This window comes from Ancylomarina sp. YFZ004 (assembly GCF_054254355.1).
On record NZ_JBTCHQ010000005.1, the window covers coordinates 161,963 to 185,700 of the forward strand.

Annotated in this window: 24 protein-coding genes; 21 read left to right on the top strand and 3 right to left on the bottom strand. The window is 36.2% G+C overall.

What is annotated here, in order from left to right; translation table 11 throughout:
• The first annotated feature begins 5 nt into the window (after nt 1–5).
• The 10 genes from secY (at nt 6) to eno (ending at nt 7,043) form a co-directional block, all read left to right on the top strand.
• Nucleotides 6–1,349 carry a preprotein translocase subunit SecY gene (gene secY, locus ACXR6G_RS10315; RefSeq protein ID WP_458361347.1) on the top strand — a complete coding sequence of 448 codons (1,344 nt, stop codon included), beginning with the start codon at nt 6–8 and terminating at the stop codon, nt 1,347–1,349.
• Nucleotides 1,350–1,372: 23 nt separating this feature from the next.
• Nucleotides 1,373–2,134, top strand: a complete 762-nt coding sequence (gene map, locus ACXR6G_RS10320) for a type I methionyl aminopeptidase (protein WP_458361348.1) — start codon at nt 1,373–1,375, stop codon at nt 2,132–2,134.
• Between the two features lie 27 nt (nt 2,135–2,161).
• Nucleotides 2,162–2,383, top strand: a complete 222-nt coding sequence (infA, locus tag ACXR6G_RS10325; RefSeq protein ID WP_054714084.1) for a translation initiation factor IF-1 — start codon at nt 2,162–2,164, stop codon at nt 2,381–2,383.
• Between the two features lie 11 nt (nt 2,384–2,394).
• Nucleotides 2,395–2,511 carry a type B 50S ribosomal protein L36 gene (gene ykgO / locus ACXR6G_RS10330; protein ID WP_054714088.1) on the top strand — a complete coding sequence of 39 codons (117 nt, stop codon included), beginning with the start codon at nt 2,395–2,397 and terminating at the stop codon, nt 2,509–2,511.
• Between the two features lie 33 nt (nt 2,512–2,544).
• Entirely contained in the window at nt 2,545–2,922 is a 378-nt protein-coding gene (rpsM, locus tag ACXR6G_RS10335) for a 30S ribosomal protein S13 (protein ID WP_458361349.1), read from the top strand.
• Nucleotides 2,923–2,932: 10 nt separating this feature from the next.
• Nucleotides 2,933–3,322, top strand: a complete 390-nt coding sequence (rpsK, locus tag ACXR6G_RS10340) for a 30S ribosomal protein S11 (protein ID WP_458361350.1) — start codon at nt 2,933–2,935, stop codon at nt 3,320–3,322.
• Between the two features lie 122 nt (nt 3,323–3,444).
• Nucleotides 3,445–4,053: a 30S ribosomal protein S4 gene (gene rpsD, locus ACXR6G_RS10345; RefSeq protein ID WP_458361351.1), complete on the top strand. Its 609-nt coding sequence runs from the start codon at nt 3,445–3,447 to the stop codon at nt 4,051–4,053.
• Between the two features lie 20 nt (nt 4,054–4,073).
• Nucleotides 4,074–5,066 carry a DNA-directed RNA polymerase subunit alpha gene (locus ACXR6G_RS10350; RefSeq protein WP_458361352.1) on the top strand — a complete coding sequence of 331 codons (993 nt, stop codon included), beginning with the start codon at nt 4,074–4,076 and terminating at the stop codon, nt 5,064–5,066.
• Nucleotides 5,067–5,072: 6 nt separating this feature from the next.
• Nucleotides 5,073–5,558, top strand: a complete 486-nt coding sequence (gene rplQ / locus ACXR6G_RS10355) for a 50S ribosomal protein L17 (RefSeq protein ID WP_458361353.1) — start codon at nt 5,073–5,075, stop codon at nt 5,556–5,558.
• A 201-nt stretch (nt 5,559–5,759) separates the two neighbouring features.
• The gene (gene eno, locus ACXR6G_RS10360; protein ID WP_458361354.1) at nt 5,760–7,043 is read left to right on the top strand and encodes a phosphopyruvate hydratase; all 1,284 of its coding nucleotides are present in this window, start codon (nt 5,760–5,762) and stop codon (nt 7,041–7,043) included.
• Between the two features lie 75 nt (nt 7,044–7,118).
• On the opposite strand, the gene ACXR6G_RS10365 is transcribed toward eno, so the two are convergent.
• The gene (locus ACXR6G_RS10365; protein ID WP_458361355.1) at nt 7,119–7,577 is read right to left on the bottom strand and encodes a response regulator; all 459 of its coding nucleotides are present in this window, start codon (nt 7,575–7,577) and stop codon (nt 7,119–7,121) included.
• A 293-nt stretch (nt 7,578–7,870) separates the two neighbouring features.
• Here ACXR6G_RS10365 and ettA point away from each other — a divergent pair, with 293 nt between their 5' ends.
• The 7 genes from ettA (at nt 7,871) to ACXR6G_RS10400 (ending at nt 17,531) form a co-directional block, all read left to right on the top strand.
• Nucleotides 7,871–9,559, top strand: coding sequence for an energy-dependent translational throttle protein EttA (gene ettA / locus ACXR6G_RS10370; protein ID WP_458361356.1), 1,689 nt, complete (start codon nt 7,871–7,873; stop codon nt 9,557–9,559).
• A 95-nt stretch (nt 9,560–9,654) separates the two neighbouring features.
• The gene (locus ACXR6G_RS10375) at nt 9,655–10,005 is read left to right on the top strand and encodes a DUF4870 domain-containing protein (RefSeq protein WP_458361357.1); all 351 of its coding nucleotides are present in this window, start codon (nt 9,655–9,657) and stop codon (nt 10,003–10,005) included.
• A gap of 142 nt (nt 10,006–10,147) precedes the next feature.
• The gene (locus ACXR6G_RS10380; protein ID WP_458361358.1) at nt 10,148–10,483 is read left to right on the top strand and encodes a hypothetical protein; all 336 of its coding nucleotides are present in this window, start codon (nt 10,148–10,150) and stop codon (nt 10,481–10,483) included.
• A 248-nt stretch (nt 10,484–10,731) separates the two neighbouring features.
• Entirely contained in the window at nt 10,732–12,093 is a 1,362-nt protein-coding gene (gene hisS / locus ACXR6G_RS10385) for a histidine--tRNA ligase (RefSeq protein ID WP_458361359.1), read from the top strand.
• Nucleotides 12,094–12,358: 265 nt separating this feature from the next.
• On the top strand, nt 12,359–13,864 hold the full coding sequence (gene hutH / locus ACXR6G_RS10390; RefSeq protein ID WP_458361360.1) for a histidine ammonia-lyase: 1,506 nt from the start codon (nt 12,359–12,361) through the stop codon (nt 13,862–13,864).
• A 283-nt stretch (nt 13,865–14,147) separates the two neighbouring features.
• The gene (locus ACXR6G_RS10395; protein WP_458361361.1) at nt 14,148–16,562 is read left to right on the top strand and encodes a TonB-dependent receptor; all 2,415 of its coding nucleotides are present in this window, start codon (nt 14,148–14,150) and stop codon (nt 16,560–16,562) included.
• 9 nt (nt 16,563–16,571) lie between these two features.
• Nucleotides 16,572–17,531 (top strand): DUF4249 domain-containing protein, encoded by a 960-nt coding sequence (locus ACXR6G_RS10400; protein WP_458361362.1) that lies wholly within the window; start codon nt 16,572–16,574, stop codon nt 17,529–17,531.
• A 363-nt stretch (nt 17,532–17,894) separates the two neighbouring features.
• Here ACXR6G_RS10400 and ACXR6G_RS10405 read toward each other — a convergent pair whose 3' ends face one another.
• Together ACXR6G_RS10405 and ACXR6G_RS10410 are read right to left on the bottom strand one after the other, a co-directional pair.
• Complete coding sequence (locus ACXR6G_RS10405; protein ID WP_458361363.1) at nt 17,895–19,445, bottom strand: Rne/Rng family ribonuclease; 1,551 nt, start codon at nt 19,443–19,445, stop codon at nt 17,895–17,897.
• Between the two features lie 245 nt (nt 19,446–19,690).
• Entirely contained in the window at nt 19,691–19,975 is a 285-nt protein-coding gene (locus ACXR6G_RS10410; RefSeq protein ID WP_125030273.1) for an HU family DNA-binding protein, read from the bottom strand.
• A gap of 152 nt (nt 19,976–20,127) precedes the next feature.
• Between ACXR6G_RS10410 and mutY the strand changes: the two genes are divergently transcribed.
• From mutY to gldD, 4 genes are all read left to right on the top strand, one after another.
• Nucleotides 20,128–21,171: an A/G-specific adenine glycosylase gene (gene mutY / locus ACXR6G_RS10415; RefSeq protein ID WP_458361364.1), complete on the top strand. Its 1,044-nt coding sequence runs from the start codon at nt 20,128–20,130 to the stop codon at nt 21,169–21,171.
• Nucleotides 21,172–21,249: 78 nt separating this feature from the next.
• Nucleotides 21,250–21,669, top strand: a complete 420-nt coding sequence (locus ACXR6G_RS10420) for a single-stranded DNA-binding protein (RefSeq protein ID WP_458361365.1) — start codon at nt 21,250–21,252, stop codon at nt 21,667–21,669.
• A gap of 24 nt (nt 21,670–21,693) precedes the next feature.
• Entirely contained in the window at nt 21,694–23,016 is a 1,323-nt protein-coding gene (gene gldE / locus ACXR6G_RS10425; RefSeq protein ID WP_458361366.1) for a gliding motility-associated protein GldE, read from the top strand.
• A 136-nt stretch (nt 23,017–23,152) separates the two neighbouring features.
• Nucleotides 23,153–23,707, top strand: a complete 555-nt coding sequence (gldD, locus tag ACXR6G_RS10430; RefSeq protein ID WP_458361452.1) for a gliding motility lipoprotein GldD — start codon at nt 23,153–23,155, stop codon at nt 23,705–23,707.
• Nucleotides 23,708–23,738 lie beyond the last annotated feature (31 nt).

Genomic DNA, 23,738 nt, shown 5'->3' on the forward strand with positions numbered 1-23,738 from the left:
AGATAATGAAAGGTTTAATAGATACATTGAAGAACATCTGGAAGATTGAAGATTTAAGATCAAGAATCTTAACAACTTTAGGACTTCTATTGGTTTACCGTTTAGGAACCATGATTGTGTTGCCGGGGATAGACCCAGCTCACTTAGGCGCGTTAAAATCTCAAACTGCTGATGGAGTATTAGGTTTGTTAGATATGTTTTCAGGGGGTGCATTTTCGAATGCCTCAATTTTTGCCCTTGGAATCATGCCTTACATTTCTGCCTCTATCGTTATTCAGTTGATGGGAATTGCTGTTCCTTACTTTCAACGTTTACAACGTGAAGGTGAGAGCGGTCGTCGTAAAATCAATCAGATTACACGTTATTTAACCGTCGTCATTCTTATTCTTCAAGCACCAGGATATCTATTAAACCTACACTCGACATTGCCCGAAGCAGCTTTCATATTGAAAGGCTTTTTCTTTACTGCATCCTCGATAGCTATGCTTGCAGCTGGATCCATGTTTATCATGTGGTTAGGTGAAAAGATAACAGACAAAGGTATTGGTAACGGTATTTCTATCATCATCATGATTGGTATTATTGCTCGTTTGCCTTTTAACTTTGTTGCTGAACTTGGATCAAGATTAGAAGGTCAAGGTGGTGGATTAATTCTACTGGTTCTTGAAATTGTAATTTTGTTTGTAGTATTTGCTCTTACTATTTTATTAGTACAGGGAACAAGAAAAATACCTGTGCAGTACGCTAAGCGTATTGTTGGTAGCAAGCAGTATGGTGGTGTTCGTCAGTACATTCCTTTAAAAGTGAATGCTGCTGGTGTTATGCCAATCATCTTTGCTCAGGCTATTATGTTCTTGCCAATGGCATTTGTGAACTATGCGAGTTCTGATTCATTATCTGGAGTTGCTGCTGCTTTGAGTAACTATACAGGATTTTATTACAATGCCTTGTTCTTTGTAATGATCGTGTTGTTTACTTATTTTTATACTGCGATTACAGTTAATCCAACGCAAATGGCTGAGGATATGAAAAAGAATGGTGGTTTTATTCCAGGTGTTAAGCCAGGTAAGAAAACTGTTGATTTCTTAGATACTGTGATGTCTCGTATTACTTTACCGGGATCTCTATTCTTAGGATGGGTTGCAATTATGCCCGCCTTTGCAATGTTAGCAGGTATTAATAGTGGTTTTGCTCAATTCTTTGGTGGGACTTCATTATTGATTTTAGTAGGTGTTGTTTTAGATACTCTACAACAAATCGAGAGTCATTTATTGATGCGCCATTACGATGGTTTGATGAAGTCTGGAAGAATTAAAGGCAAATCTCCAGCAGGAGCTGCTGCTTTTTAAAATATTTTTGCTTTCTTTGCAAAATGATTTTTTACAAGACTGAGGAGGAGATAGCGTTACTTTCTGAAAGTAACATGCTGGTGGCCAGAACTCTTGGGGAGATCTCTAAGAGGATATGCCCCGGCATATCGACTCTAACGTTAGATCAAATTGCAGAAGAATATATAAGAGATAATGGCGGTCAGCCAGGATTTCTTGGTTACGATGGATTCCCAAACACTCTTTGCATGTCAATAGGCAAGCAAGTCGTGCATGGAATACCGTCTTTCTATGAGTTGAAAGAAGGGGATGTCTTATCCTGTGATTGTGGTGTATTGCTTAATGGTTTTTATGGCGATTCAGCTTATACATTCAGTGTGGGAGAAGTTAAACCTGAAATTAAATCGTTACTAAAAGTAACTAAGGAAGCTCTTTATAAAGGCATAACTAATGCAGTCGAAGGAAACCATTTGGGAGATATCGGCTATACCATTCAAGAACATGCAGAGAAACATGGTTTTTCTGTAGTACGAGAAATGGTAGGACACGGAATTGGTAAGGATTTGCATGAAGATCCACAGGTTCCGAATTTTGGTAAACAGCACCAAGGTTTAAAGTTGAGGAACGGTCTAGTAATAGCCATTGAGCCGATGATAAATCTAGGAAAAAAGGAAGTTTACCAAGATGAAGATGGTTGGGCAATTGTAACGGCAGATGGTTTACCTTCTGCACATTTCGAACATACAGTAGTTGTAAGGAATGGTCAAGCTCAAATCCTGTCCAGTTTTGAATTTATTGAGGAATAAAATAACATATAATAACAATTATTACTTATGGCTAAACAGCCTTCAATAGAACAAGACGGTACCATTACCGAAGCATTATCAAATGCAATGTTTCGTGTAGAACTTGAGAACGGACACGTGATAACAGCTCATATTTCCGGGAAAATGAGAATGCACTATATTAAGATCTTGCCTGGGGATAAGGTTAAAGTGGAAATGTCGCCCTACGATCTTACTAAAGGGCGCATTACTTTTAGATACAAAAATTAAATTTCGATAAAATGAAGGTAAGAGCATCTGTAAAGAAACGTTCTGAAGATTGTAAGATCGTTAGAAGAAAAGGACGTTTGTATGTGATTAATAAAAAAAATCCTAAGTTTAAACAACGTCAAGGATAATTAAGTTAACTTGTAAATAAATAAATAAATTTTATGGCTAGAATTGTTGGAGTCGATTTGCCTCAAAACAAAAGAGGAGTTATTAGTTTAACTTACATCTTTGGAATTGGTAGAAGCGCCGCAAAACAAATCCTTGATGAAGCTGGTGTTAATCCAGAAGCTAAAGTTAAGGACTGGACAGATGATGAAGCTGGAAAAATTCGTCAGGCTATCAACGCAACCTTCAAGGTTGAAGGTGAATTGCGTTCTTTAAATCAACTGAACATTAAGCGTTTGATGGATATCGGATGTTATAGAGGAATTCGCCATCGTGTTGGTTTACCATTGCGTGGTCAGAGAACTAAAAATAACTCCCGTACTAGAAAGGGTAAGAGAAAAACAGTTGCTAACAAAAAGAAGGCGACTAAATAATTGTTAAGTTATGGCAAAGAAGTCAGGATCAGTTAAAAAGAAAGTTGTGAAGGTTGAAGCGCTAGGACAGGTGCACATCCACTCATCATTCAACAACATTATTATCTCAATGACCAATAATTCTGGTCAGGTTATTTCTTGGTCATCGGCCGGAAAAATGGGATTTAGAGGTTCTAAAAAGAACACTCCATATGCAGCTCAACAAGCAGCATCCGATTGTGCTAAAGTAGCTCATGACCTAGGTTTGAGAAAAGTTAAAGTTTACGTGAAAGGTCCTGGAAACGGACGTGAATCTGCTATCCGTGCAGTAAATACTTGCGGAATTGATATTGCAGAAATCATTGATGTAACTCCATTACCACATAATGGTTGTAGACCACCAAAAAGACGTAGAGTATAATTAAAATTCAGCTTAAATTTTGTTCGGTTTTTTTTTCTTTTGATATCCTCTCAAGAACAGCGGCCCTTTTAAAACCGATAACTTTTTAAGTCACTTAACGTAAAAAATTAAATTAATAAGAGATGGCTAGATATATAGGACCAAAGAGTAAAATTGCTAGAAAATTTGGAGAGCCAATTTTTGGACCTGATAAGGCATTTGAAAATAAAAACTACCCTCCAGGACAGCACGGTAATAGCCGTAGAAGAAACAAAATGTCTGAATATGGGGTTCAGTTAAAAGAGAAGCAAAAAGTAAAATATACTTATGGTGTATTAGAAAAGCAGTTCTCTAACTTATTTAAAAAGGCCGCAAGAAGTAAAGGTATTACTGGTGAAGTATTGTTACAACTCCTAGAATGTCGTTTAGACAATGTAGTTTACAGATTAGGCGTTGCTCCAACAAGATCAGCTGCTCGTCAGTTGGTTAGCCATAAACATGTTACTGTGAACGGTCAGGTTTGTAATATCGCTTCATTTTCAGTAAAAGCCGGGGATATCGTGGGAGTTCGTGAAAAATCGAAGTCTTTAATTGCTATTACCGATTCTTTATCTACTGCAAGATACAATCAAGCATCTTGGTTGGAATGGGATCAAACTTCACTTAGTGGTAAGTTTTTAAACATTCCAGAAAGAACTGAGATTCCTGAGAACATCAAGGAGCAGTTAATCGTTGAATTGTATTCTAAATAAAAATAGTTAATCAATATTTTATGGCAATATTAGCTTTCCAAAAACCGGACAAAGTTATTATGCTCGACGCTGACGACAGATTCGGAAAATTCGAATTTCGTCCACTTGAGCCTGGATATGGTATTACAATTGGTAACGCCTTAAGAAGAATTTTACTTTCTTCTCTAGAGGGTTATGCAATAACGACTATCAAGGTTCAAGGTGTTGATCATGAGTTCTCTACAGTACCAGGTGTTATTGAGGATGTAACCGAAATGATCCTGAACTTAAAGCAAGTTCGGTTTAAACAAAAAGTTGAAGAAGTAGATAGCGAGTTGGTAACTATTACCATTTCGGATCAAGAAACTTTTACAGCAGGCGATATTAACAAGTTCCTAACCGGTTTCGAAGTGTTGAATCCAGAACTTGTGATTTGCAGAATGGATAGCTCTGCCAAATTACAATTGGATTTAACTATCAATAAAGGTCGTGGTTATATTCCTTCTGTAGAGAATAGACCCGTTGATGCAGAATTTGGAGTTATTCCAATTGATGCTATTCACACACCAATTAAGAACGTTAAGTTCGATGTTGAGAACTACCGTGTAGAGCAAAAAACTGACTATGAAAAGTTAGTTTTTGAAATCACTACTGATGGTTCAATACATCCTAAAGAAGCGTTGAAAGAAGCTGCGAAAATTCTTATTTATCACTTCATGCTATTCTCAGATGAAAAGATCACTCTTGACACTGACGAGAAATTTGCAAACGAAGAGTTTGATGAAGAAGTATTACATATGCGTCAACTTCTTAAAACTAAATTGGTAGATATGGATCTTTCTGTAAGAGCATTGAACTGCTTGAAAGCTGCTGATGTTGATACATTAGGAGAACTCGTTCAATTCAACAGAAACGACCTATTGAAATTTAGAAACTTTGGTAAGAAATCCTTAACCGAGTTAGATGATTTATTAGAATCATTAAATCTTACTTTCGGTATGGATATTTCTAAGTATAAATTAGATAAGGAATAAGGTAAAATGAGACATAGAAAAAGATTCAATCACCTAGGAAGAAAAGCTGCCCACAGAAAGGCTATGCTTTCCAATATGGCGTCTTCTTTGATCTTACATAAAAGAATCAGCACAACTACTGCTAAAGCAAAAGCTTTAAGAATGTATGTAGAGCCGTTGATTACTAAAGGTAAGGAAGATACTACTCACTCAAGACGTGTTGTTTTTAGCTATTTAAAGCAAAAAGAAGCCGTTACTGAGTTATTCAAGGAAGTTGCAGCTAAAGTTGCAACACGTAACGGAGGTTACACTCGTATTCTTAAAACTGGAAATCGTTTAGGTGATAACGCAGAAATGTGTATTATCGAGCTAGTTGATTTCAATGAGACTTACGTAACTGAGAAAAAAGCTGAAGTTAAGAAAACTACACGTAGAAGAAAAAGCACTAAGAAAGCTGATGCTACTACTGAAGTTGAAGCATCAGATGCTACTGAAGTTAAAGGCAAAGAGTAATCTTTCCTTTCATATACAAAAAGGGATAAAGTTTAACTTTATCCCTTTTTTAATGCCCTAAAGAATTTGCTAACGTTTGCATAGATTCCTCTAATATTTTTGAGTAAATCTTGTGCATATATGATTTTTAATAGTGAACTTTAGGTCTGATAACAAATTAGTTACTATCATTACTATTATAATATATTAATACCATAAGTTATGTCATACATTGAAAAAATTCACGGTCGTGAAATTCTTGATTCACGTGGAAATCCAACTATTGAAGTAGAAGTAACACTTGAAGGTGGTTTCTTTGGACGCGCTGGTGTTCCTTCTGGAGCTTCTACTGGTGAGAATGAAGCCTTAGAGCTTCGTGACGGAGATAAGTCTCGTTACTTAGGTAAAGGTGTGTTAAAAGCTGTTGACAACGTAAACAATGTTATTGCTCCTGTTCTTTTAGGTATGGATGGTACTAACCAAGTTGCTATAGATAAAGCTATGATCGCGCTTGACGGTACTAAAACTAAGTCTAAATTAGGTGCTAACGCTATGTTAGGTGTTTCTTTAGCCGTTGCTAAAGCTGCTGCTGATTTTTCTGACTTACCTCTTTATCGTTATATCGGTGGTGCTAATGCTAATGTTCTTCCAGTTCCTATGATGAACATTATCAATGGTGGTTCTCACTCTGATGCTACAATCGCATTCCAGGAGTTCATGATCCGTCCTATTGGTGCTCCATCTTTCCGTGAGGCTTTAAGAATGGGTGCTGAAGTATTTCACGCTCTTGCAAAAGTTCTTAAAGGAAAAGGTCTTTCTACTGCAGTAGGTGACGAAGGTGGTTTCGCTCCAATGTTGGGTGGTACTGAAGAGGCTATCGACTGTATCCTTACAGCTATCAAAAACGCTGGTTACAAAGCTGGTCGTAAAGAAGATGGTGGTGATATTTCTATCGCTATGGACTGTGCTGCTTCTGAGTTCTTCAAAGATGGTGTATATGATTACAGTATTTTTGAGCCAAACGGGGCTAAAAGAAATTCTAAAGAACAAGCTGCTTACCTAGCTGAGTTGATCACTAAATTCCCTATCGATTCTATCGAAGATGGTATGGACGAAGGTGATTGGGATGGATGGGTTGAATTAAACTCTCTTATCGGTGATAAGTGTCAGATCGTAGGTGATGATTTATTCGTAACTAACGTTGATTACTTAGCAAAAGGTATCAAGTTAAATGCTGCTAACTCTATCTTAATTAAAGTAAACCAAATTGGTACTTTAACTGAGACTTTAAATGCAATTGAAATGGCTCACCGTGCTGGTTATACTTCAGTAACTTCTCATCGTTCTGGTGAAACTGAAGATGCTACTATCGCTGATATCGCAGTTGCAACTAACTCTGGTCAGATTAAAACTGGTTCTTTGAGCCGTTCAGATCGTATGGCTAAGTACAACCAATTACTTCGTATTGAAGAAGAATTGGGTGATAATGCAATTTTCGGATGCTAATTATTAGCCCCAAGCATATATAGAAAAAGGAGTCTAACGACTCCTTTTTTTTATGACCTATTTTAAAGAATAATCTTAGATATATTCTTCCATTAAGTTGAAAAGTGTTTTTGATTGGAATGGCTTAGAGATATAAGCGTCCATACCAACTTCGATTGAAACTTCTTTGTCTGATGAAAAATAGTTCGCACTAAAAGCGATAATTGGGACACGATATTCTCTGTCAACTTCCATTTTTCTAATGTGCTGAGCAGCTTCAATACCACCCATAATAGGCATTTGTAAATCCATTAAGATCATGTCGTATTGATTGTTGGCGAACATTTCAACAGCTTCTTTGCCATTTTCCGCAATCTCAACCTTACCTACTCTCGATCTTAAGTAGATTTCAATCGTTTTTCTATTACTAAGCTTATCTTCTATTAATAAGATTCTTGCGTCACTTAAAGGAATGTTTCTTTTTTCTATTTCCGTTTTAACGACAATACAAGAATCTATATTCTCTTCCCAACAAACACGTTCGACTTTTTCCATATACTTTTGTAGCTGAGTAAGAAATTAAATTTTTTAATTAAAGATTAAAATTAAACATTTATATGATAATTTAAAATCTTATTGCTTAAAATATTTTAGGTGTTTGTAATGTATTCTGCTTTCAATTTTTTTTAATATTAATTAATTTGTTTACACTATCAGGTTTTTGTGAGTGGTCACTCCATTAGTTTTTTTATTTTTGTGTGAGATTGATAACTAAGTATTGAATAGAGAGTCCTAGATATTTATTCTCAATTGTTTATAATTTCGAAATAGAGTTAAAATTTATATAGATGGCAGACGATAAGAAGATTATCTTTTCGATGGAGAGAGTTAGTAAAACTTTCTCATCTCAGAAAAAAGTATTGAATAATATTAACCTTTCTTTCTTCTACGGAGCGAAAATTGGTATTATCGGTTTAAATGGTTCGGGTAAATCCACCTTGATTAAGATTATTGCTGGGCTAGAGCCTTCATTTGATGGGCATGTGGTCTGGTCGAAAGATCACAACATCGGATATTTGGCCCAAGAACCAGAATTGGATGAAAGCAAAACAGTAAGACAAATTGTTGAAGAAGGTGTACAAGAGATTGTAGATTGTTTGGCAGCTTACGAAGCTGTAAACTTGAAGTTCGGAGATCCTGATGTTTTGGAAGATCCTGATAAGATGCAAGCCGTAATGGATGAGCAGGCTGATCTTCAAGAGAAGATTGATCATTACGATGCATGGAATCTTGATGCCAAGCTGGAACGTGCTATGGACGCATTGCGTTGTCCTGAGGGCGACGAGCCTGTTAAGCATTTGTCAGGAGGGGAGCGCCGCCGTGTTGCTCTTTGTCGTTTGTTGTTGCAAGAACCAGATATCTTATTACTTGATGAGCCTACTAACCACTTGGATGCTGAATCTGTAGAGTGGTTGGAACAGCATCTTGCTCAATACAAAGGAACAGTGATAAGTATTACTCACGACCGCTACTTCTTGGATAATGTTGCAGGTTGGATTCTTGAGTTAGACCGTGGCGAAGGGATTCCTTGGAAAGGGAATTATAGCGAATGGTTGGATCAGAAGACACAACGTATGGCTAGTGAGGAAAAGACGGCTAGTAAGCGTCGTAAAACTTTAGAGCGTGAGTTGGAATGGGTACGTATGGCACCAAAAGCACGTCAAGCAAAATCAAAAGCTCGTTTGAATGCTTACGATACCATGATGAATCAGGATCTTAAGGTAGCTGAAGAAAAGCTGGAGATTTTTATTCCTAATGGCCCTCGTTTGGGTAATAAAGTCATTCAAGTGAAAGGCGTTTCTAAGGGATTTGGTACCAAATTGTTGTATGAAGATTTGGAATTTGAATTGCCACCTGCAGGTATTGTTGGTATAATTGGACCGAATGGTGCGGGTAAAACCACTCTTTTCAGAATGATTATGGATCTTGAGAAACCAGACAAAGGTACATTCGAAGTTGGTGATACGGTTAAGGTTGGTTATGTCGACCAGCAGCATGCCGACATCGATCCTGAGAAATCGGTTTATGAAGTTATTTCTGGTGGAGGTGACTTGATTAATGTAGGTGGACGTACCATCAATGCTCGTGCCTATGTGGGACGATTTAATTTTAATGGTGCCGATCAGGAGAAAAAATGTGGTGTGCTTTCGGGTGGTGAGCGTAACCGCTTACATTTAGCTTTAACACTTAAGGAAGAAGCTAATGTTCTTCTACTTGATGAGCCAACCAATGATATTGATGTTAACACGCTTCGTGCTCTTGAAGAAGGTTTAGAGAGTTTTGCAGGTTGTGCTGTTGTTATTTCTCACGACCGTTGGTTCCTGGATAGAATTGCGACTCATATTCTTGCTTTTGAAGGTGATTCTCATGTTCAATTCTTCGAAGGTGGTTATAGTGATTACGAGATTAATAAGAAAAAGCGTTTGGGTGATGAAGGACCTAAGCGTATTCGATATAAGAAGCTACTGGCTGATTAGTTATAGCTTGCTTAAAAGATTGAGGGAAGAAGCCAGATTGGTTTTCTTCCCTTTGTTTTTGTAATTTTGACATAAGTAATTTAAAACAAAAAAGCATGACGTACTTTAGAACGCCACACGAAGAAAGAAATTGGGCGATGTTTTGCCATCTAGGTGGCTTGGCCTATTTTATCCCATTGGGAAATATCATCGTGCCTCTTATTTTATGGAGCATGAGAAAGGATAGTTCTGCTTTGGTTGATCGTGAAGGAAAAAAGGCTTTGAATTTCCAGATTTCTTTTACGCTGTATATGCTAATTGCTGGTTTTCTAATATTTGTGCTTGTTGGTATTTTGTTTCTTGTAATACTGGGTCTTTTACAATTAATTTTTGTCATTTTAGCTGTCGTTAAAACGTTAAACGATGAAGAATTTGAATATCCCATGACGATTAAGTTTATTCAATAATGCTTCGGCAGCTCTGTAAGTTTACTTTGGCTATTGATAATTCCCACAGATAACGGAGATTAGCGCTGATGTTATTAATTTTCACATCATACTCGTTTACGCTCAGTAAGCGTCACATTAACATATCAACACATCACTATTTATGTCATCTTTTTCAATTTACAAGCTGATCTATTTTATCGGATTGGCTTTAATTCTTATTGGCGGTTATCGCTTATACAATCAATTTTCATACGGCAATATTATTATTTCAGTCGGCTTACTAACTTATGCATGTATTCAGTTGTATTTACTTATAAAGCAAGACATCCGTAACTGGGGTTTGTTCGAGTACACCAAAACAACAGTTAATGTTTTGTTTATCTGTTCGGTTATACTACTGATGGGGCTTGAATCGAAAGCATGGTTTTATCCCTTAATATTAGGTATGTTGCTCGACTTTTTTGCCAATATATTTAGGCGAGTGAATCGTTCTTAATTCAATATAATAGAGTATCAGTTTTCTGATACTTTTTTTTGCTTCAAACTCTCGTGATATAGCTTTTATATAAAGGGTGGGAACTCTGAAAATATTTGATATTTTTGTATCACAATTTGAAGAGATGATCAAATGAGTGAACTCATCAATATATAAGGCTTTTACGGGTATTGTGAAGTTGAAAAGGAGTGGAAAGCTGAGATCTCAATTCAAAGAAATGAACTAATTAACCAATTAAAAGAAAAGAAATGGCTCAAAAACCATCAATCCCTAAGGGAACGAGAGATTTCTCACCTGTTGAAATGGTGAAGCGAAATTATATATTCGATACCATTAAAGAGGTGTTTCAACTGTATGGTTTTATGCCCATCGAAACACCATCGATGGAAAATTTGTCGACCCTAATGGGTAAGTATGGCGAAGAAGGAGACAAGTTGTTATTTAAGGTTCTAAACTCAGGAGATTTTATTTCTAAAGTTAGACCAGAAGTGCTTGATGCTCGTAACTCGGCAAAATTAACCACTAAAATTAGTGAAAAAGGCTTGCGTTATGATTTAACTGTGCCATTTGCACGTTACGTTGTACAGCACCGCAACGATATAACTTTCCCATTTAAGCGTTACCAAATTCAGCCCGTTTGGAGAGCCGATCGTCCACAAAAGGGACGTTACCGCGAATTCTATCAGTGCGATGTTGATGTGGTTGGTAGCAATTCTCTTTTGAATGAGGTTGAATTGATTCAGATTGTTGACGAAGTATATAAGCGTTTAAAGCTAAATGTACTTGTGAAATTAAACAATCGTAAGGTTCTAGCTGGTATTGCTGAGATTATTGGTGAGGCAGATAGAATTATCGATATCACTGTCGCCATTGATAAGCTAGATAAAATAGGCTTGGAGAATGTGAATAAGGAAATGTTTGAGAAAGGTATTCCTCAAGAATCAATTGATACACTACAGCCTATTATTCTTTTATCGGGTACAAATCCTGAGAAACTCGCTCAGTTGAAAGAAGTTCTTTCTGCATCTGAGGTTGGAATGAAAGGGATAGAAGAATTGGAAATTGTTTTCAATTACTTAGCCGATTTGGATGTTACTACTGAAGTTGAGTTGGACTTAACGCTTGCTCGTGGTTTAAATTATTATACGGGTGCTATATTCGAAGTGAAGTCGAAAGATATGGAATTCGGAAGTATTACAGGTGGTGGTCGTTACGACGACTTAACTGGTATTTTCGGTTTGAAAGATGTTTCGGGTGTTGGTATTTCATTTGGTGCCGATCGTATTTACGATGTGCTTGAAGAAATGAACAAATTCCCTGCTGATACAGTGAATACGACTAAGGTGATGTTTGTGAACTTTGGTGAGAAAGAAGAAAAATATTGCTTGCCAATTTTAGCAAAATTAAGAGCCAACGGGGTTAAAGCTGAGATCTTCCCTGATAATCAAAAAATGAAGAAGCAAATGAATTATGCTAATGATAAGCATATTCCTTTTGTGATTATGGTTGGTGAAACGGAAATGGAAGAAGGCTTATTGAGCCTAAAAGATATGGAAACTGGTGACCAGATAAAGCTCACTCCTGAAGCTCTAATCGAAAAATTAGCTTAGCTTGCGCATCCAAATTCAATTAGATTAAAGTCGTATATCCTTATGGGTATGATAAAAATATTTAGAATTAAATGACATTAAAATTATTACAAAATAGAGCAGCTGAAAGTTTTGGTGGCGACATTCGTTGCCCTTGAATTCTTGTGCTTTTGAGATTCGATAATGAGATGCGTCTCATTATTGTAATCTGGTGGATTGATACAGCGTATTGATTCATTGCTATTAAAATACATTTAACACAAAAAATACTAAATAAACACACGACATGTCTAATACACATTTTATTAGCCCAGAGAAATTAACGTTCTCTAAACTTGAAGAAATCCTTGAAAAAGGATATAAACTTGAGCTTTCTGAAGAATCAAAGAAATTGATTCTTGACTGTAAAGCCTATCTTGATGCAACTATTGCGAAAGCAGATAAGCCTATCTATGGTATCACTACTGGTTTCGGATCTCTTTGTAAGATTTCTATTCCTGAAGAAGATCTAAGTCAACTTCAATCTAACCTTGTAATGTCTCATGCTTGTAGCTTGGGTAACGTTATTCCTGAGGATGTAATCCGTTTGATGCTTTTACTTAAGGCTCACGCTTTATCATTGGGTAAATCAGGTGTTCAAATTGAAACTGTTCAGCGTATCATCGATATGTATAACAGCGATGTATTACCTGTTGTTCGTCACTTAGGGTCTCTTGGTGCATCGGGTGATTTGGCTCCTCTAGCTAACCTATTCTTACCGTTATTTGGTGAAGGTGAAGTGATTTACGAAGATGAAATCCGTCCAGCAGACGAGGTTTTAAAGATGTTTGGTTGGGAGCCTATCAAATTAGGCGCTAAAGAAGGTTTGGCTTTATTGAATGGAACTCAGTTTATGAGTGCTCATGCTGTTTATGCCTTGCTTAAGTCATTCAAATTGGTGAAGTATTCTGATATCATTGGTGCTATTTCATTGGAAGGTTACGATGGAAGAATCGATCCTTTCTTGGCTCCAATTCACGATGCTCGTCCACATAACGGTCAAATTGAAACAGCTCGTAACATTCGCAGCCTTTTAGAAGGTAGTGAGTTTATTGAAAAGGAGAAGAAGAATATTCAGGATCCATACTCATTCCGTTGTATGCCTCAGGTTCATGGTGCTTCGAAAGATGCCATTAACTATGTAGCAAGTGTTGTTGAAACTGAAATCAATTCAGTAACTGATAACCCAACAATCTTTATCGACGAAGATATGATCTTGTCTGGTGGTAACTTCCACGGACAGCCATTAGCTTTGGTACTTGATTTCCTTTGTATTGCTTTAGCTGAACTAGGTAGTATTTCTGAACGTAGAACTTACCGTTTGATTTCTGGTGATAGAGATCTTCCTGAGTTCTTGATTTCTGATTCAGGATTGAATTCAGGATTTATGATCCCTCAGTACGCAGCAGCTTCTATCGTAAGTCAAAATAAGCAATTGTGTACTCCATGTTCAGTTGATTCTATTCCTTCGTCAAACGAGCAGGAAGATCACGTGAGTATGGGTGGAAACGCAGCTACTAAGACTTTATTGGTTGCTGATAATATTGAACGTATTTTCGCTATTGAGTTGATGAATGCAGCTCAGGCAGTTGATTTACGTCGTCCAGGAAAATCATCTCCATTCTTGGAGTCTTTCCTTGAGGAATTCAGAACTGCTGTTTCTTTCAATGATAAGGATAGAGTGATGTATAAGGATATCGAAGCAGCAATTGCATTTCTTGCAGCTGGAAAATTCGAAGGTGGTTTAAACTAAGCCAACTTCTTATTCTACTATATAATTAAAGGCCGTCCTTGTGGACGGCCTTTTTTGTAACCAGGGACGAGTATCAAGTAATATCGATTTGTATTTGAAGTAATCCCTATCTGCGCAAACTTGATATTGATTTTAAAATGGTGTATTTAAGAAACGCAAAACACAATGCTTGTATCACACAATCGAAAAAAATCTTGATATTTTTTAATTCTTAGGGTACGTGTTATCTATTTCTGAGATGTCATTACATTTAGAATCCCAAAATATTATCGATAATCAATTTATGAAGAAGACTATTTGCTTAACACTACTACTTTTCCTATTCTCAGGATTTGTTGGTGGTGAATTATGGGCACAGGAAAAACAAACACTAAGTGGATACATCAAAGACGGATCTAATGGTGAAGCTCTTATTGGAGCTACGGTAAGTATACCCGATCTTATGGTGGGGACAGCAACTAACGAATATGGATTTTTCTCTCTATCTCTAGCACCGGGTAAATATAAGGTTCTGTTTAGCTTTATTGGTTACACGCCTGTTCCTAAGGAAATAGACTTGAGTAAAAACGTCACAGTGAATCTTGAGTTGCATGTTGATGGCATTGAACTGAATGATGTGACTGTTACGGCTGCCAAAAAGGATCAGAATGTATCTTCAGTACAGATGAGTGTTGAACGTTTACCGGTAAGTATCGTAAAAAAGCTGCCTCATTTTCTGGGTGAAGTTGATATTATAAAAACTTTGCAGATGTTACCAGGTGTGACATCGGTTGGTGAAGGTAGTACTGGTTTTAATGTTCGAGGTGGTGGAACCGATCAGAATTTGATTCTCCTGGATGAAGCTCCTGTTTTTAACTCATCTCACTTGTTTGGTTTTTTCTCAGTTTTTAATGGTGATGCCGTTAAGGATTTCCAATTGTATAAAGGAGGTATTCCCGCTCAATATGGGGGACGCTTGTCTTCAGTATTGGATGTACGTCAGAAAGAGGGTAATAGTAAACGTTTTTCAGGAAGTGGTGGGATTGGTATTGTTAGTAGTCGATTGACTCTTGAGGGTCCCATAAAGAAAGATAGAACATCCTTTATGGTTGCGGGTAGACGTTCATATGCCGATGTATTACTCCGTATGAATCCTAAGATGAAGGATAACACTGTTTATTTCTATGATTTAAATGCGAAGATCAATCATAAATTCAACGATAATAACCGCCTTTTTATCTCGGGTTATTTCGGTAACGATGTGTTTAAATTTGGTAAGCAATTTGATTCTCATTGGGGAAATACAACTGGAACCATCCGTTGGAATCATCTTTTCAATAAAAAACTTTTTTCAAATTTCACAGCAATCTATAGTAATTTCGATTACTCCATAAGTGTACCTGAGGGGAGTTTAGGTTTCGAGTGGATTTCCAGTATCAAAAATATGAATCTTAAGGCTGATTTTTCATATTTCCCTAATCCCGATTTGAAATTCAAATTTGGTTTTGGTAGTACTTATTACATCTTTAATCCAGGAGAATTAAAGCCTGTAAAGGGATCCATAATTGAGTCTAATAAATTGGAGAAGGGCTATGGTCTTGAATCAGCAGCTTATGCTGGCTTGGAACAGAATATTGGTAGTCGTCTGACTTTGCAGTATGGCTTAAGACTTTCAAATTTTACAAGTCTGGGTGAACAAACGGTGAATACATATAAAAGTGGAATCCCAAAAGATAAAGCAAGTATAACGGATTCGAAGAAGTATGGCAAAAATGAGATTGTAAAGAACTATTTCAACCTTGAACCTCGTTTGGCGATAAAGTATGCCTTTAGCGATGTCAATTCGGTAAAAGCCAGTTATAACAGAACCTGTCAGTATCTGCACCGCATTTCAAATACGACGGCTCCTACACCTCTTGATATATGGGTTCCAACTGGAAAACACATTAAACCTGCCAAGGTCGATCAGATCGCTCTGGGCTATTTTCACAATCTTGGAAACAATATGTTTGAAACTTCAATTGAAGCTTATTACAAGAAATTTCATGATTTGGTTGAGTATAAATATGGTGCTCATCTGATGCTGAATAATACCATTGAAACCGAATTGCTCAATGCGCAGGGTAGAGCTTATGGGCTTGAGTTTAGTGTTAGAAAAAAGGAAGGACGTTTGACGGGATGGATTGCTTATACGCTGTCGAGAACTGAGAAGAAAGTGGATGGTTTAATGAATAATGCGACGGGAGAGATTTATCCAACAACATTGATTAATAATGGCGATTATTTTCCTGCTGATTACGATAAAACACATGACCTTAAAATCGTTGCTAATTATGATTTGAATAAAAGATGGTCTGTTGCTACTAACTTCATTTTGATGAGTGGACGACCAGCTACTTACCCTTACGGGAAATATGAATTTCAGAATAACACTTATGCGCATTACATCAATCGCAATGGCGCGCGTATATCGGCTTACCATCGACTGGATTTATCATTTACCTATATGTGTAAACAGAAGAAGCCAAACCAGAAATGGCAGGGCAGTTGGAATTTTGGAATCACCAATCTTTATAGCAGACAGAATGCCTATTCGGTTTATTTTAAAGAGAGTGAAAACAATTGGGCTGGTAGTCAAAAAGGTAATGGGACTGAAGCCTGGCAATTTGCTGTTATTGGTAAACCTGTTCCAACCATCACTTATAATTTTAGCTTTTAGTCATAACTAATGAAGATTGAAAAAATGCATACTAAATTTAAATATATAATCTTGCTTGCTTTTATCATCTTGATGGGATGTGAAAAACAAATTGAATTGGATCTCCCTTCGGTTGGTTCAAAACTTGTAGTAGATGGCTGGTTGAACAGTGAACCTGGAGAAGGTAATTCTGAACGACTTCATACGGTACGTCTAACCCAATCCATCGCTTATTTCGAGACGCAGGATTATCCTGTTGTAAAAGATGCTGAGGTTATTTTGAAGGATAATAAGGGAAATAATTTCTCTATGACTTATGTAGTACCATTGGTTTACGACCCAAATTTGGGAAAAGAAGTAGCTGATGAGAAAAAGGGTCGCTACGAAATACGAAAAAATTTAGAAGCGAATACCTCCTATACCTTGTATGTTAAAACAGTGGATGGAAAAGAATACGAGTCAACTTCTCAAATGGTTATAGATTACCCATACGCTCCTCAAATCTTTGTTGAATACAAGGAAGCTGATGACTTCAATGATGAGGATGAAGGTTATTATATCAATTTTGAGCCTAAATATTCTGAAGAGGGGAATTATTATTTTTGCTGGCAGCTGTTTAAAGTTGATGCATATACAGATTGGAGTGATCCTAATAATCCAATAGAGATGAATTATTCATACTCTTATTCAGATTTACTTTTTGGAAGTAATGTTTACACTTCTGTAGAAGAATCAGAAACGCAGTTTGATCAAGCAGCCTTTCTGGGTGAAAAATATTTTATAAAGCAGCATGTTATTGCAAAAGGGGTTTATGATTTCCTTCGTTTGGCAGAAGAACAGCGTGATAATGAAGGAACACAATTTTCTCCTCCTCCAGCTCCATTAAGAAGCAATATTAAGCGCATAGGAGGAAGCACTCTAGATGATGATGCTTTAGGGTTCTTCATTATCTCATCGGTTCAGAAAACTGAAGAGATAAGCATTAACTAATAGTTTGTTATATAATGAAAAGAGCTGTAACCCTAATGGATTACAGCTCTTTTTATATTCCAGGATACAGGTTTCTAAAGTTTAAATCAAGTATAAAGGCGAAAGTAAAGTAAATGAAAAACCCATTTATTCTTTCCCCCTTTATCTTTTTGACTTTCAGACCTTCTAATAACTAGTCTCATCAATTTTAACTTTACCTCTAAAGGTTTTGTATACAAAAAAGGTATAACTCAAAACCAAAGGTCCACCAATGGCCACAATAAGCATTAGGATCTTAGAGATCAGTTTTCATTACCAAAAAAAGGTCAATGAATAAATTCATTGACCTTTTTTGTATATTTTTTAATTCCTTTAAATGGAATATTATTTTATTCTACGATTATCTTGATCGCTAAAACGATACATCATTAAATCGTATGATGGAATTGCCTTTATAATCAATTTGATTTTATAAGTTGATTGCCATTTGCGTCGCAATGTTTTAATAAAACCTTGATTAATGTAAGCTGCAACAAAAGGATGGACCTTAAGTGTTATTTTCTTCTCAGTCGTTTTTTCAATTAGGCTTGCTAATTGATCTTCGATTTGATCAGTAAGTAATACAGTAGGTGAAATTTCGCCAGTACCTTGGCAAGTAGGGCATTTCTCTTGAACAGCTACATTCATTTCTGGACGAACACGCTGACGAGTGATTTGCATCAAGCCAAACTTACTTAAAGGAAGAATGTTATGCTTGGTACGATCTTTACTCATCATTTCTTTCATCTTCTCGAAAAGCTTATGACGGTTTTCTGCTGAGTGCATATCGATAAAATCGACAACGATAATACCACCCATGTCGCGAAGACGTAATTGTCGAGCACACTCTTCAGCTGCTGCTATATTGACTTCAAGCGCATTGGTTTCCTGATCGTTTCCAGCTTTAGAACGATTCCCTGAGTTCACATCGATAACATGGAATGCTTCGGTGTGTTCTATTATAAGATAAGCACCACTCTTAAATGATACTGTTTTCCCGAAAGAAGATTTGATTTGTTTGTCGATGCCTAATTGATCAAAAATTGGAAGTTCACCTTGAACAAACTTTACAATTTTTTCTTTCTCAGGTGCAATACTAGCGATATATTGTTTGATATCAGCAGCAGCACTAGCATCGTTCACATAAATATTCTCGAATGATGAATTTAGAATATCACGAAGAATAGCAGTGGTACGATTCATCTCTCCTAATACCAAACTAGGAGGGGTGATGTCGCGAATGTTTAGGAATGATTCTTCCCAACGTTCAATCAATCCACGAAGCTCTTTGTCGAGTTCAGCAACACGTTTCCCTTCAGCAACAGTACGTACAATAATCCCATAGTTCTTAGGCTTAATGCTTTGTAATAACTGTTTCAGACGACTTTTTTCTTCGGTAGACTTTAATTTCTGAGAAATGGAAACTTTATCAGAAAAAGGCATTAACACGATATTACGTCCGGCAAGTGAAATTTCGGAACATAAACGAGGGCCTTTGGTTGAAATAGGTTCTTTTGCAACCTGAACAAGAATGTATTGTCCAGATTTTAAGACATCGGTAATTTTTCCATTCTTATCGATATCTGGCTCCAATTTCATTTTCGAAATGGACATGCCTTTACCTTTACGGGCAATGGCTTGTTGCAAGAATTTATTTAATGTAAGGAATTGATGCCCTAAGTCAAGATAATGAAGGAAAGCATCCTTTTCATACCCTACATCAACAAAAGCAGCATTTAAACCAGGCATGATTTTTTTCACTTTACCTAGATAAATATCGCCTACTGCAAATTGCACATTGCTCTTTTCCTTGGAAACTTCTACCAATTGCTTGTTGTCAAGCAAAGCAATCACAATTTCGTTTGGTTGTACATCAATTACAAGTTCATTACTCACTTGGAAGCTCCTATATTAATTCAAAAAATAATTAACTCTTACAAATAGATAAACCTAAAGTACTAAAAAGTTCTTTAGGTTTATACATTATACTCTTACTAATAAGCGTGATAAGAATTATTTTTTCTTATGACGATTTTTTCTTAATCTCTTTTTACGCTTGTGCGTAGCCATCTTATGTCTTTTTCTCTTTTTTCCGCTTGGCATAACTTAAATATATTAAAATTTGTTTTTAAAGTCTGAGACTACTTTACGTTTGTTTTTACTTTACTTACGAAAGTCTTCGCCGGTTTAAATGACGGGATAAAGTGCTCAGGAATAATAATAGTTGTGTTTTTAGAAATGTTTCTTGCAGTTTTCTCTGCTCTTTTCTTAACGATAAAACTTCCGAAACCTCTCAAATACACGTTTTTACCTTTAACAAGTGAACCTTTGATAGTATCCATGAAGGCCTCAACAGTTTTTTGTACTGTAATTTTCTCAATTCCCGTGTTCTTAGAAATCTCGTTAACAATATCTGCTTTAGTCATCTCTTAAAAATTCTTTAATTATCAATTATATACAACAGTTTTTTCTCAAAATCAGACTGCAAATATATATGATTTCTCTTTATTAAAGAAATCGAAAGCACTATTTTTGTGTGAAAATATAAAAAAAAAAAAATGCGTAACAATCTATGTCTATGCCGAATAGCAAAATTATAAACTGGTATGAGTTCAATAAGCGTGATTTACCGTGGCGAAATACTTCAGATCCGTACAGAATTTGGATTTCTGAAATCATGTTACAACAAACTCAAGTCGTTACAGTTGTAGACTATTATCATCGTTTTATATCTAGTTTTCCTACAATTAATGCTTTAGCATTAGCAGATGAACAGGAGGTCTTGAACCATTGGCAAGGTCTTGGTTATTATTCCCGTGCTCGAAATTTGCATCAAGCTGCACAGTCTGTTGTAGAGCATTATAATGGGGTGTTCCCAGATTCGTTTGATGAGATTATTAAATTAAAAGGAATTGGCGTTTATACAGCTTCGGCCATTGCAGCATTTGCATTCCATTTACCACACGCTGCTGTCGATGGGAATGTATATCGAGTTTTGTCTCGTTTATTTGGTGTATCAGAATCAACAAACTCACCCAAAGGTAAGAAAGTATTCCAGGCTCTAGCTGATGAACTTATGGCAGAGGCTCCACCACATATCTATAATCAGGCAATTATTGAGTTTGGTGCATTACAATGTGTAGCTAAAAATCCAGATTGTGAAGTCTGTCCATTAAATGTTCAATGTTTTGCCTATATAAATAAGCAGCAGGATGCCTTTCCCGTGAAGAAGAAAAAGGTGAAAGTGACAGATCGATATTTCTACTACTTGTATATATATAATAATGAACGCTTTTTATTGCAGCAGAGAGGTGAATATGATATTTGGAGAAAACTTTTTGAATTTCCTTTAATTGAACTTGATAATAAAATAGATTTAGTAGATTTGATCAAGTCAGAATCATGGCATTCCTTATTAAAGGATGTAAGGGTAAATGTGACGAATCAATTGGTCACTAAAGTGCATAAGTTGAGTCATCAGAATTTGCACATCGAGTTTGTTCACATTCAAGTTGATGATGACGCCTTTGAGACGTTTTCATCTTTCATAGCAGTTGATAAAGAAGTTGCTAGGGATTATCCGATGCCTAAGCCGATCGAGATGCATTTAGCAAGGGAATAATATTTATGTGAATAAAAATATTTTTATCTAGCTAAAAAGTTTATAACTTTATTGTTGTTAACTAAAAAATAAGAAGATATGTCAGTAAATAAAGTAATTTTGGTTGGGAATGTAGGAGCAGACCCAGAAGTTAAATACCTTGATAATGGTGTAGCTGTTTGTAATATTCGTTTAGCGACTAGTGAATCTTATACTCGTAATGAGGAAAAGGTGACTCAAACTGAGTGGCACAGTATTGTAATGTGGCGTAAATTGGCGGAAATTGCTGAGAAATACGTGAAAAAGGGTGCTCAACTTTACGTTGAAGGTCGTATAAGAACCCGTACTTGGGAAGATCAAGATGGAAAGAAGCGTTATACGACTGAAATTTTTGCGGATAATTTTCAAATGTTAGGTCGTCGTTCTGAAGGTGACGGAGCTTCAGTTGAAGAAACCGCTAAACCTCAGTCTGCTGTTACCAATACAGCTGAAGAAGAAACGGACGATTTACCTTTCTAAAACATTGTTGAACTAGAATTTTAAATGTTGGAAACCAACGATTTGTTACTGATATTAAACAATTTTGATATTGTTTTTAAACCTATAAGCTTAAGTATCATTGCTGAAATATGCGCAATGGTACTTTTGTTATTTTTTTCCGCTTTGATCTCTGGTTCAGAGGTGGCCGTGTTTTCTCTTTCTCCCCAAAATTTTAGAGAGATTGAAGATGCACAAACAAGTAAAAATAAAAAGCTACTTAAGCTTTTAAGAATGCCAGAGAAGTTATTGGCTACAATTCTAATTGCTAATAATTTTGTGAATATTGCAATTGTAATTCTTTCGACTTACATCACGTCTTCCTTGTTAGATTTTAGTCAAGCTCCAGCAATAGGATTTATTGTTCAGGTTGTTGTCGTTACCTTCTTGCTACTCTTGTTTGGTGAGATTATACCTAAAGTGTATGCGGCTCAGTTTGCACTTCGTTTTTCAAGATATATGGCCTTGCCACTTATATTTTTAGAAAAAGTCTTTCGTCCATTAGGAACAATCTTAATAATGTCTACATCTGTAGTTAATAAGCGGATTTCTAAAAAACAGAACATCTCAATGGATGATCTTTCGCAGGCACTTGAATTAACTGCTAACGAAATTACAGAAGAGATGGAAATTCTGGAAGGAATCGTCAAATTTGGAAACATCAATGTCGACGAAATCATGAAGGCTCGTGTTGATATTATTGCCGTTGATATTCAGACTAGCTTTAGTAAGCTTAAATCAGTCATTATTGAATCTGGTTTTTCACGAATCCCAGTTTACGAAGGTGCTTTTGATAATGTACGTGGGATTCTATATGTGAAAGATTTATTACCTCATCACCATAAGCCCAATACATTTAGATGGCAATCTATAATTCGCCCACCCTATTTTGTTCCCGAGACTAAAAAGATAAGCGATCTACTGGAAGAGTTTCAAACCAAGAAGAACCATATGGCTATTGTGGTCGATGAATATGGGGGGACTTCTGGTTTAATTAGTTTAGAAGATATACTCGAAGAAATAGTTGGTGATATTACAGATGAGCATGATGATCAGCAAGATTTCTATTCCATTGAAGACGATGGTTCATATCTGTTTGAAGGAAAAACCTTATTGAATGACTTTTTTAAATTGATTGATATTGACGATGATGTCTTCGATGAAGTAAAGGGAGATGCTGATACTTTAGCAGGATTGATTCTTGAGATGAAGGGGGAGATCCCTCATAAAAAAGAAGTGTTTAAATATCATGGTTTTGAGTTTGTTATTGAGGCTGTTGATAATAGAAGAATCAAGAAAATTCGTTTTAAGCTGCCTCAAAAGAAGTGATAATGCCTAAATCTAAGGCTGTTTCCCTGAATTGTGCTGTCTGCATGTGCTAGTTTCATTGAAATTTATGCACATTGCAGCTCTATTAATTTAAACCTGATTTCATATGCTTAGGCATTCCCGGATTATAATTTTGATGCTTTTCGTTGTTTTTGCATGTCTACCAATGTCGTGTAGAGAAAAAGCGATGCCAAAACCTCGCGGCTATTTTCGAATTGACTTTCCTGAAAAAAAATATCAAGATTGGAATCAGGATTACCCTTTTAGCTTTGAGTATTTAAAGGGTGCACAAGTTGTAAAAGACAAGAGTCGACTTGCAGAGAAATATTGGCTGAACGTTGAGTATCCAATTTATAATGCAACTCTGCATTTAAGTTATAAGGAAGTAAGTGAAAATCTTGAGCAATACCTTGAAGATTCTCATAGGTTAGTTTATAAGCATGCTATAAAGGCTGATGCTATTGATGGAACTAACTATATCGATGAGCAGAGAAATATATATGGTCTGGTTTATCGTATACAAGGAAATGCTGCATCTTCTATCCAATTTATTGCTACAGATAGTTTGAAACACTTCCTAAGAGGATCGCTTTATTTCAATAATCATCCCAATCCAGATTCATTGGCTCCAGTCATTCAATATATCGATAAAGATATCGTACACTTGATGGAAAGTTTAAAGTGGAAATAAATCCTGTAATATCATTCTTTTAGGAAAAATC

Bases quoted from the DNA above. Each gene is read 5' to 3' on its own strand.
- ACXR6G_RS10375 (WP_458361357.1), top strand. From the start codon at position 9,655: ATGACGTACTTTAGAACGCCACACGAAGAAAGAAATTGGGCGATGTTT.
- hisS (WP_458361359.1), top strand. From the start codon at position 10,732: ATGGCTCAAAAACCATCAATCCCTAAGGGAACGAGAGATTTCTCACCT.
- ACXR6G_RS10410 (WP_125030273.1), bottom strand. From the start codon at position 19,975: ATGACTAAAGCAGATATTGTTAACGAGATTTCTAAGAACACGGGAATT.
- ykgO (WP_054714088.1), top strand. From the start codon at position 2,395: ATGAAGGTAAGAGCATCTGTAAAGAAACGTTCTGAAGATTGTAAGATC.
- ACXR6G_RS10420 (WP_458361365.1), top strand. From the start codon at position 21,250: ATGTCAGTAAATAAAGTAATTTTGGTTGGGAATGTAGGAGCAGACCCA.
- rpsM (WP_458361349.1), top strand. From the start codon at position 2,545: ATGGCTAGAATTGTTGGAGTCGATTTGCCTCAAAACAAAAGAGGAGTT.
- infA (WP_054714084.1), top strand. From the start codon at position 2,162: ATGGCTAAACAGCCTTCAATAGAACAAGACGGTACCATTACCGAAGCA.
- map (WP_458361348.1), top strand. From the start codon at position 1,373: ATGATTTTTTACAAGACTGAGGAGGAGATAGCGTTACTTTCTGAAAGT.
- gldD (WP_458361452.1), top strand. From the start codon at position 23,153: ATGCTTTTCGTTGTTTTTGCATGTCTACCAATGTCGTGTAGAGAAAAA.
- eno (WP_458361354.1), top strand. From the start codon at position 5,760: ATGTCATACATTGAAAAAATTCACGGTCGTGAAATTCTTGATTCACGT.
- ACXR6G_RS10400 (WP_458361362.1), top strand. From the start codon at position 16,572: ATGAAGATTGAAAAAATGCATACTAAATTTAAATATATAATCTTGCTT.
- mutY (WP_458361364.1), top strand. From the start codon at position 20,128: ATGCCGAATAGCAAAATTATAAACTGGTATGAGTTCAATAAGCGTGAT.
- ACXR6G_RS10395 (WP_458361361.1), top strand. From the start codon at position 14,148: ATGAAGAAGACTATTTGCTTAACACTACTACTTTTCCTATTCTCAGGA.
- ettA (WP_458361356.1), top strand. From the start codon at position 7,871: ATGGCAGACGATAAGAAGATTATCTTTTCGATGGAGAGAGTTAGTAAA.
- gldE (WP_458361366.1), top strand. From the start codon at position 21,694: ATGTTGGAAACCAACGATTTGTTACTGATATTAAACAATTTTGATATT.
- ACXR6G_RS10380 (WP_458361358.1), top strand. From the start codon at position 10,148: ATGTCATCTTTTTCAATTTACAAGCTGATCTATTTTATCGGATTGGCT.
- ACXR6G_RS10365 (WP_458361355.1), bottom strand. From the start codon at position 7,577: ATGGAAAAAGTCGAACGTGTTTGTTGGGAAGAGAATATAGATTCTTGT.
- rpsD (WP_458361351.1), top strand. From the start codon at position 3,445: ATGGCTAGATATATAGGACCAAAGAGTAAAATTGCTAGAAAATTTGGA.
- ACXR6G_RS10350 (WP_458361352.1), top strand. From the start codon at position 4,074: ATGGCAATATTAGCTTTCCAAAAACCGGACAAAGTTATTATGCTCGAC.
- secY (WP_458361347.1), top strand. From the start codon at position 6: ATGAAAGGTTTAATAGATACATTGAAGAACATCTGGAAGATTGAAGAT.
- hutH (WP_458361360.1), top strand. From the start codon at position 12,359: ATGTCTAATACACATTTTATTAGCCCAGAGAAATTAACGTTCTCTAAA.
- rplQ (WP_458361353.1), top strand. From the start codon at position 5,073: ATGAGACATAGAAAAAGATTCAATCACCTAGGAAGAAAAGCTGCCCAC.
- rpsK (WP_458361350.1), top strand. From the start codon at position 2,933: ATGGCAAAGAAGTCAGGATCAGTTAAAAAGAAAGTTGTGAAGGTTGAA.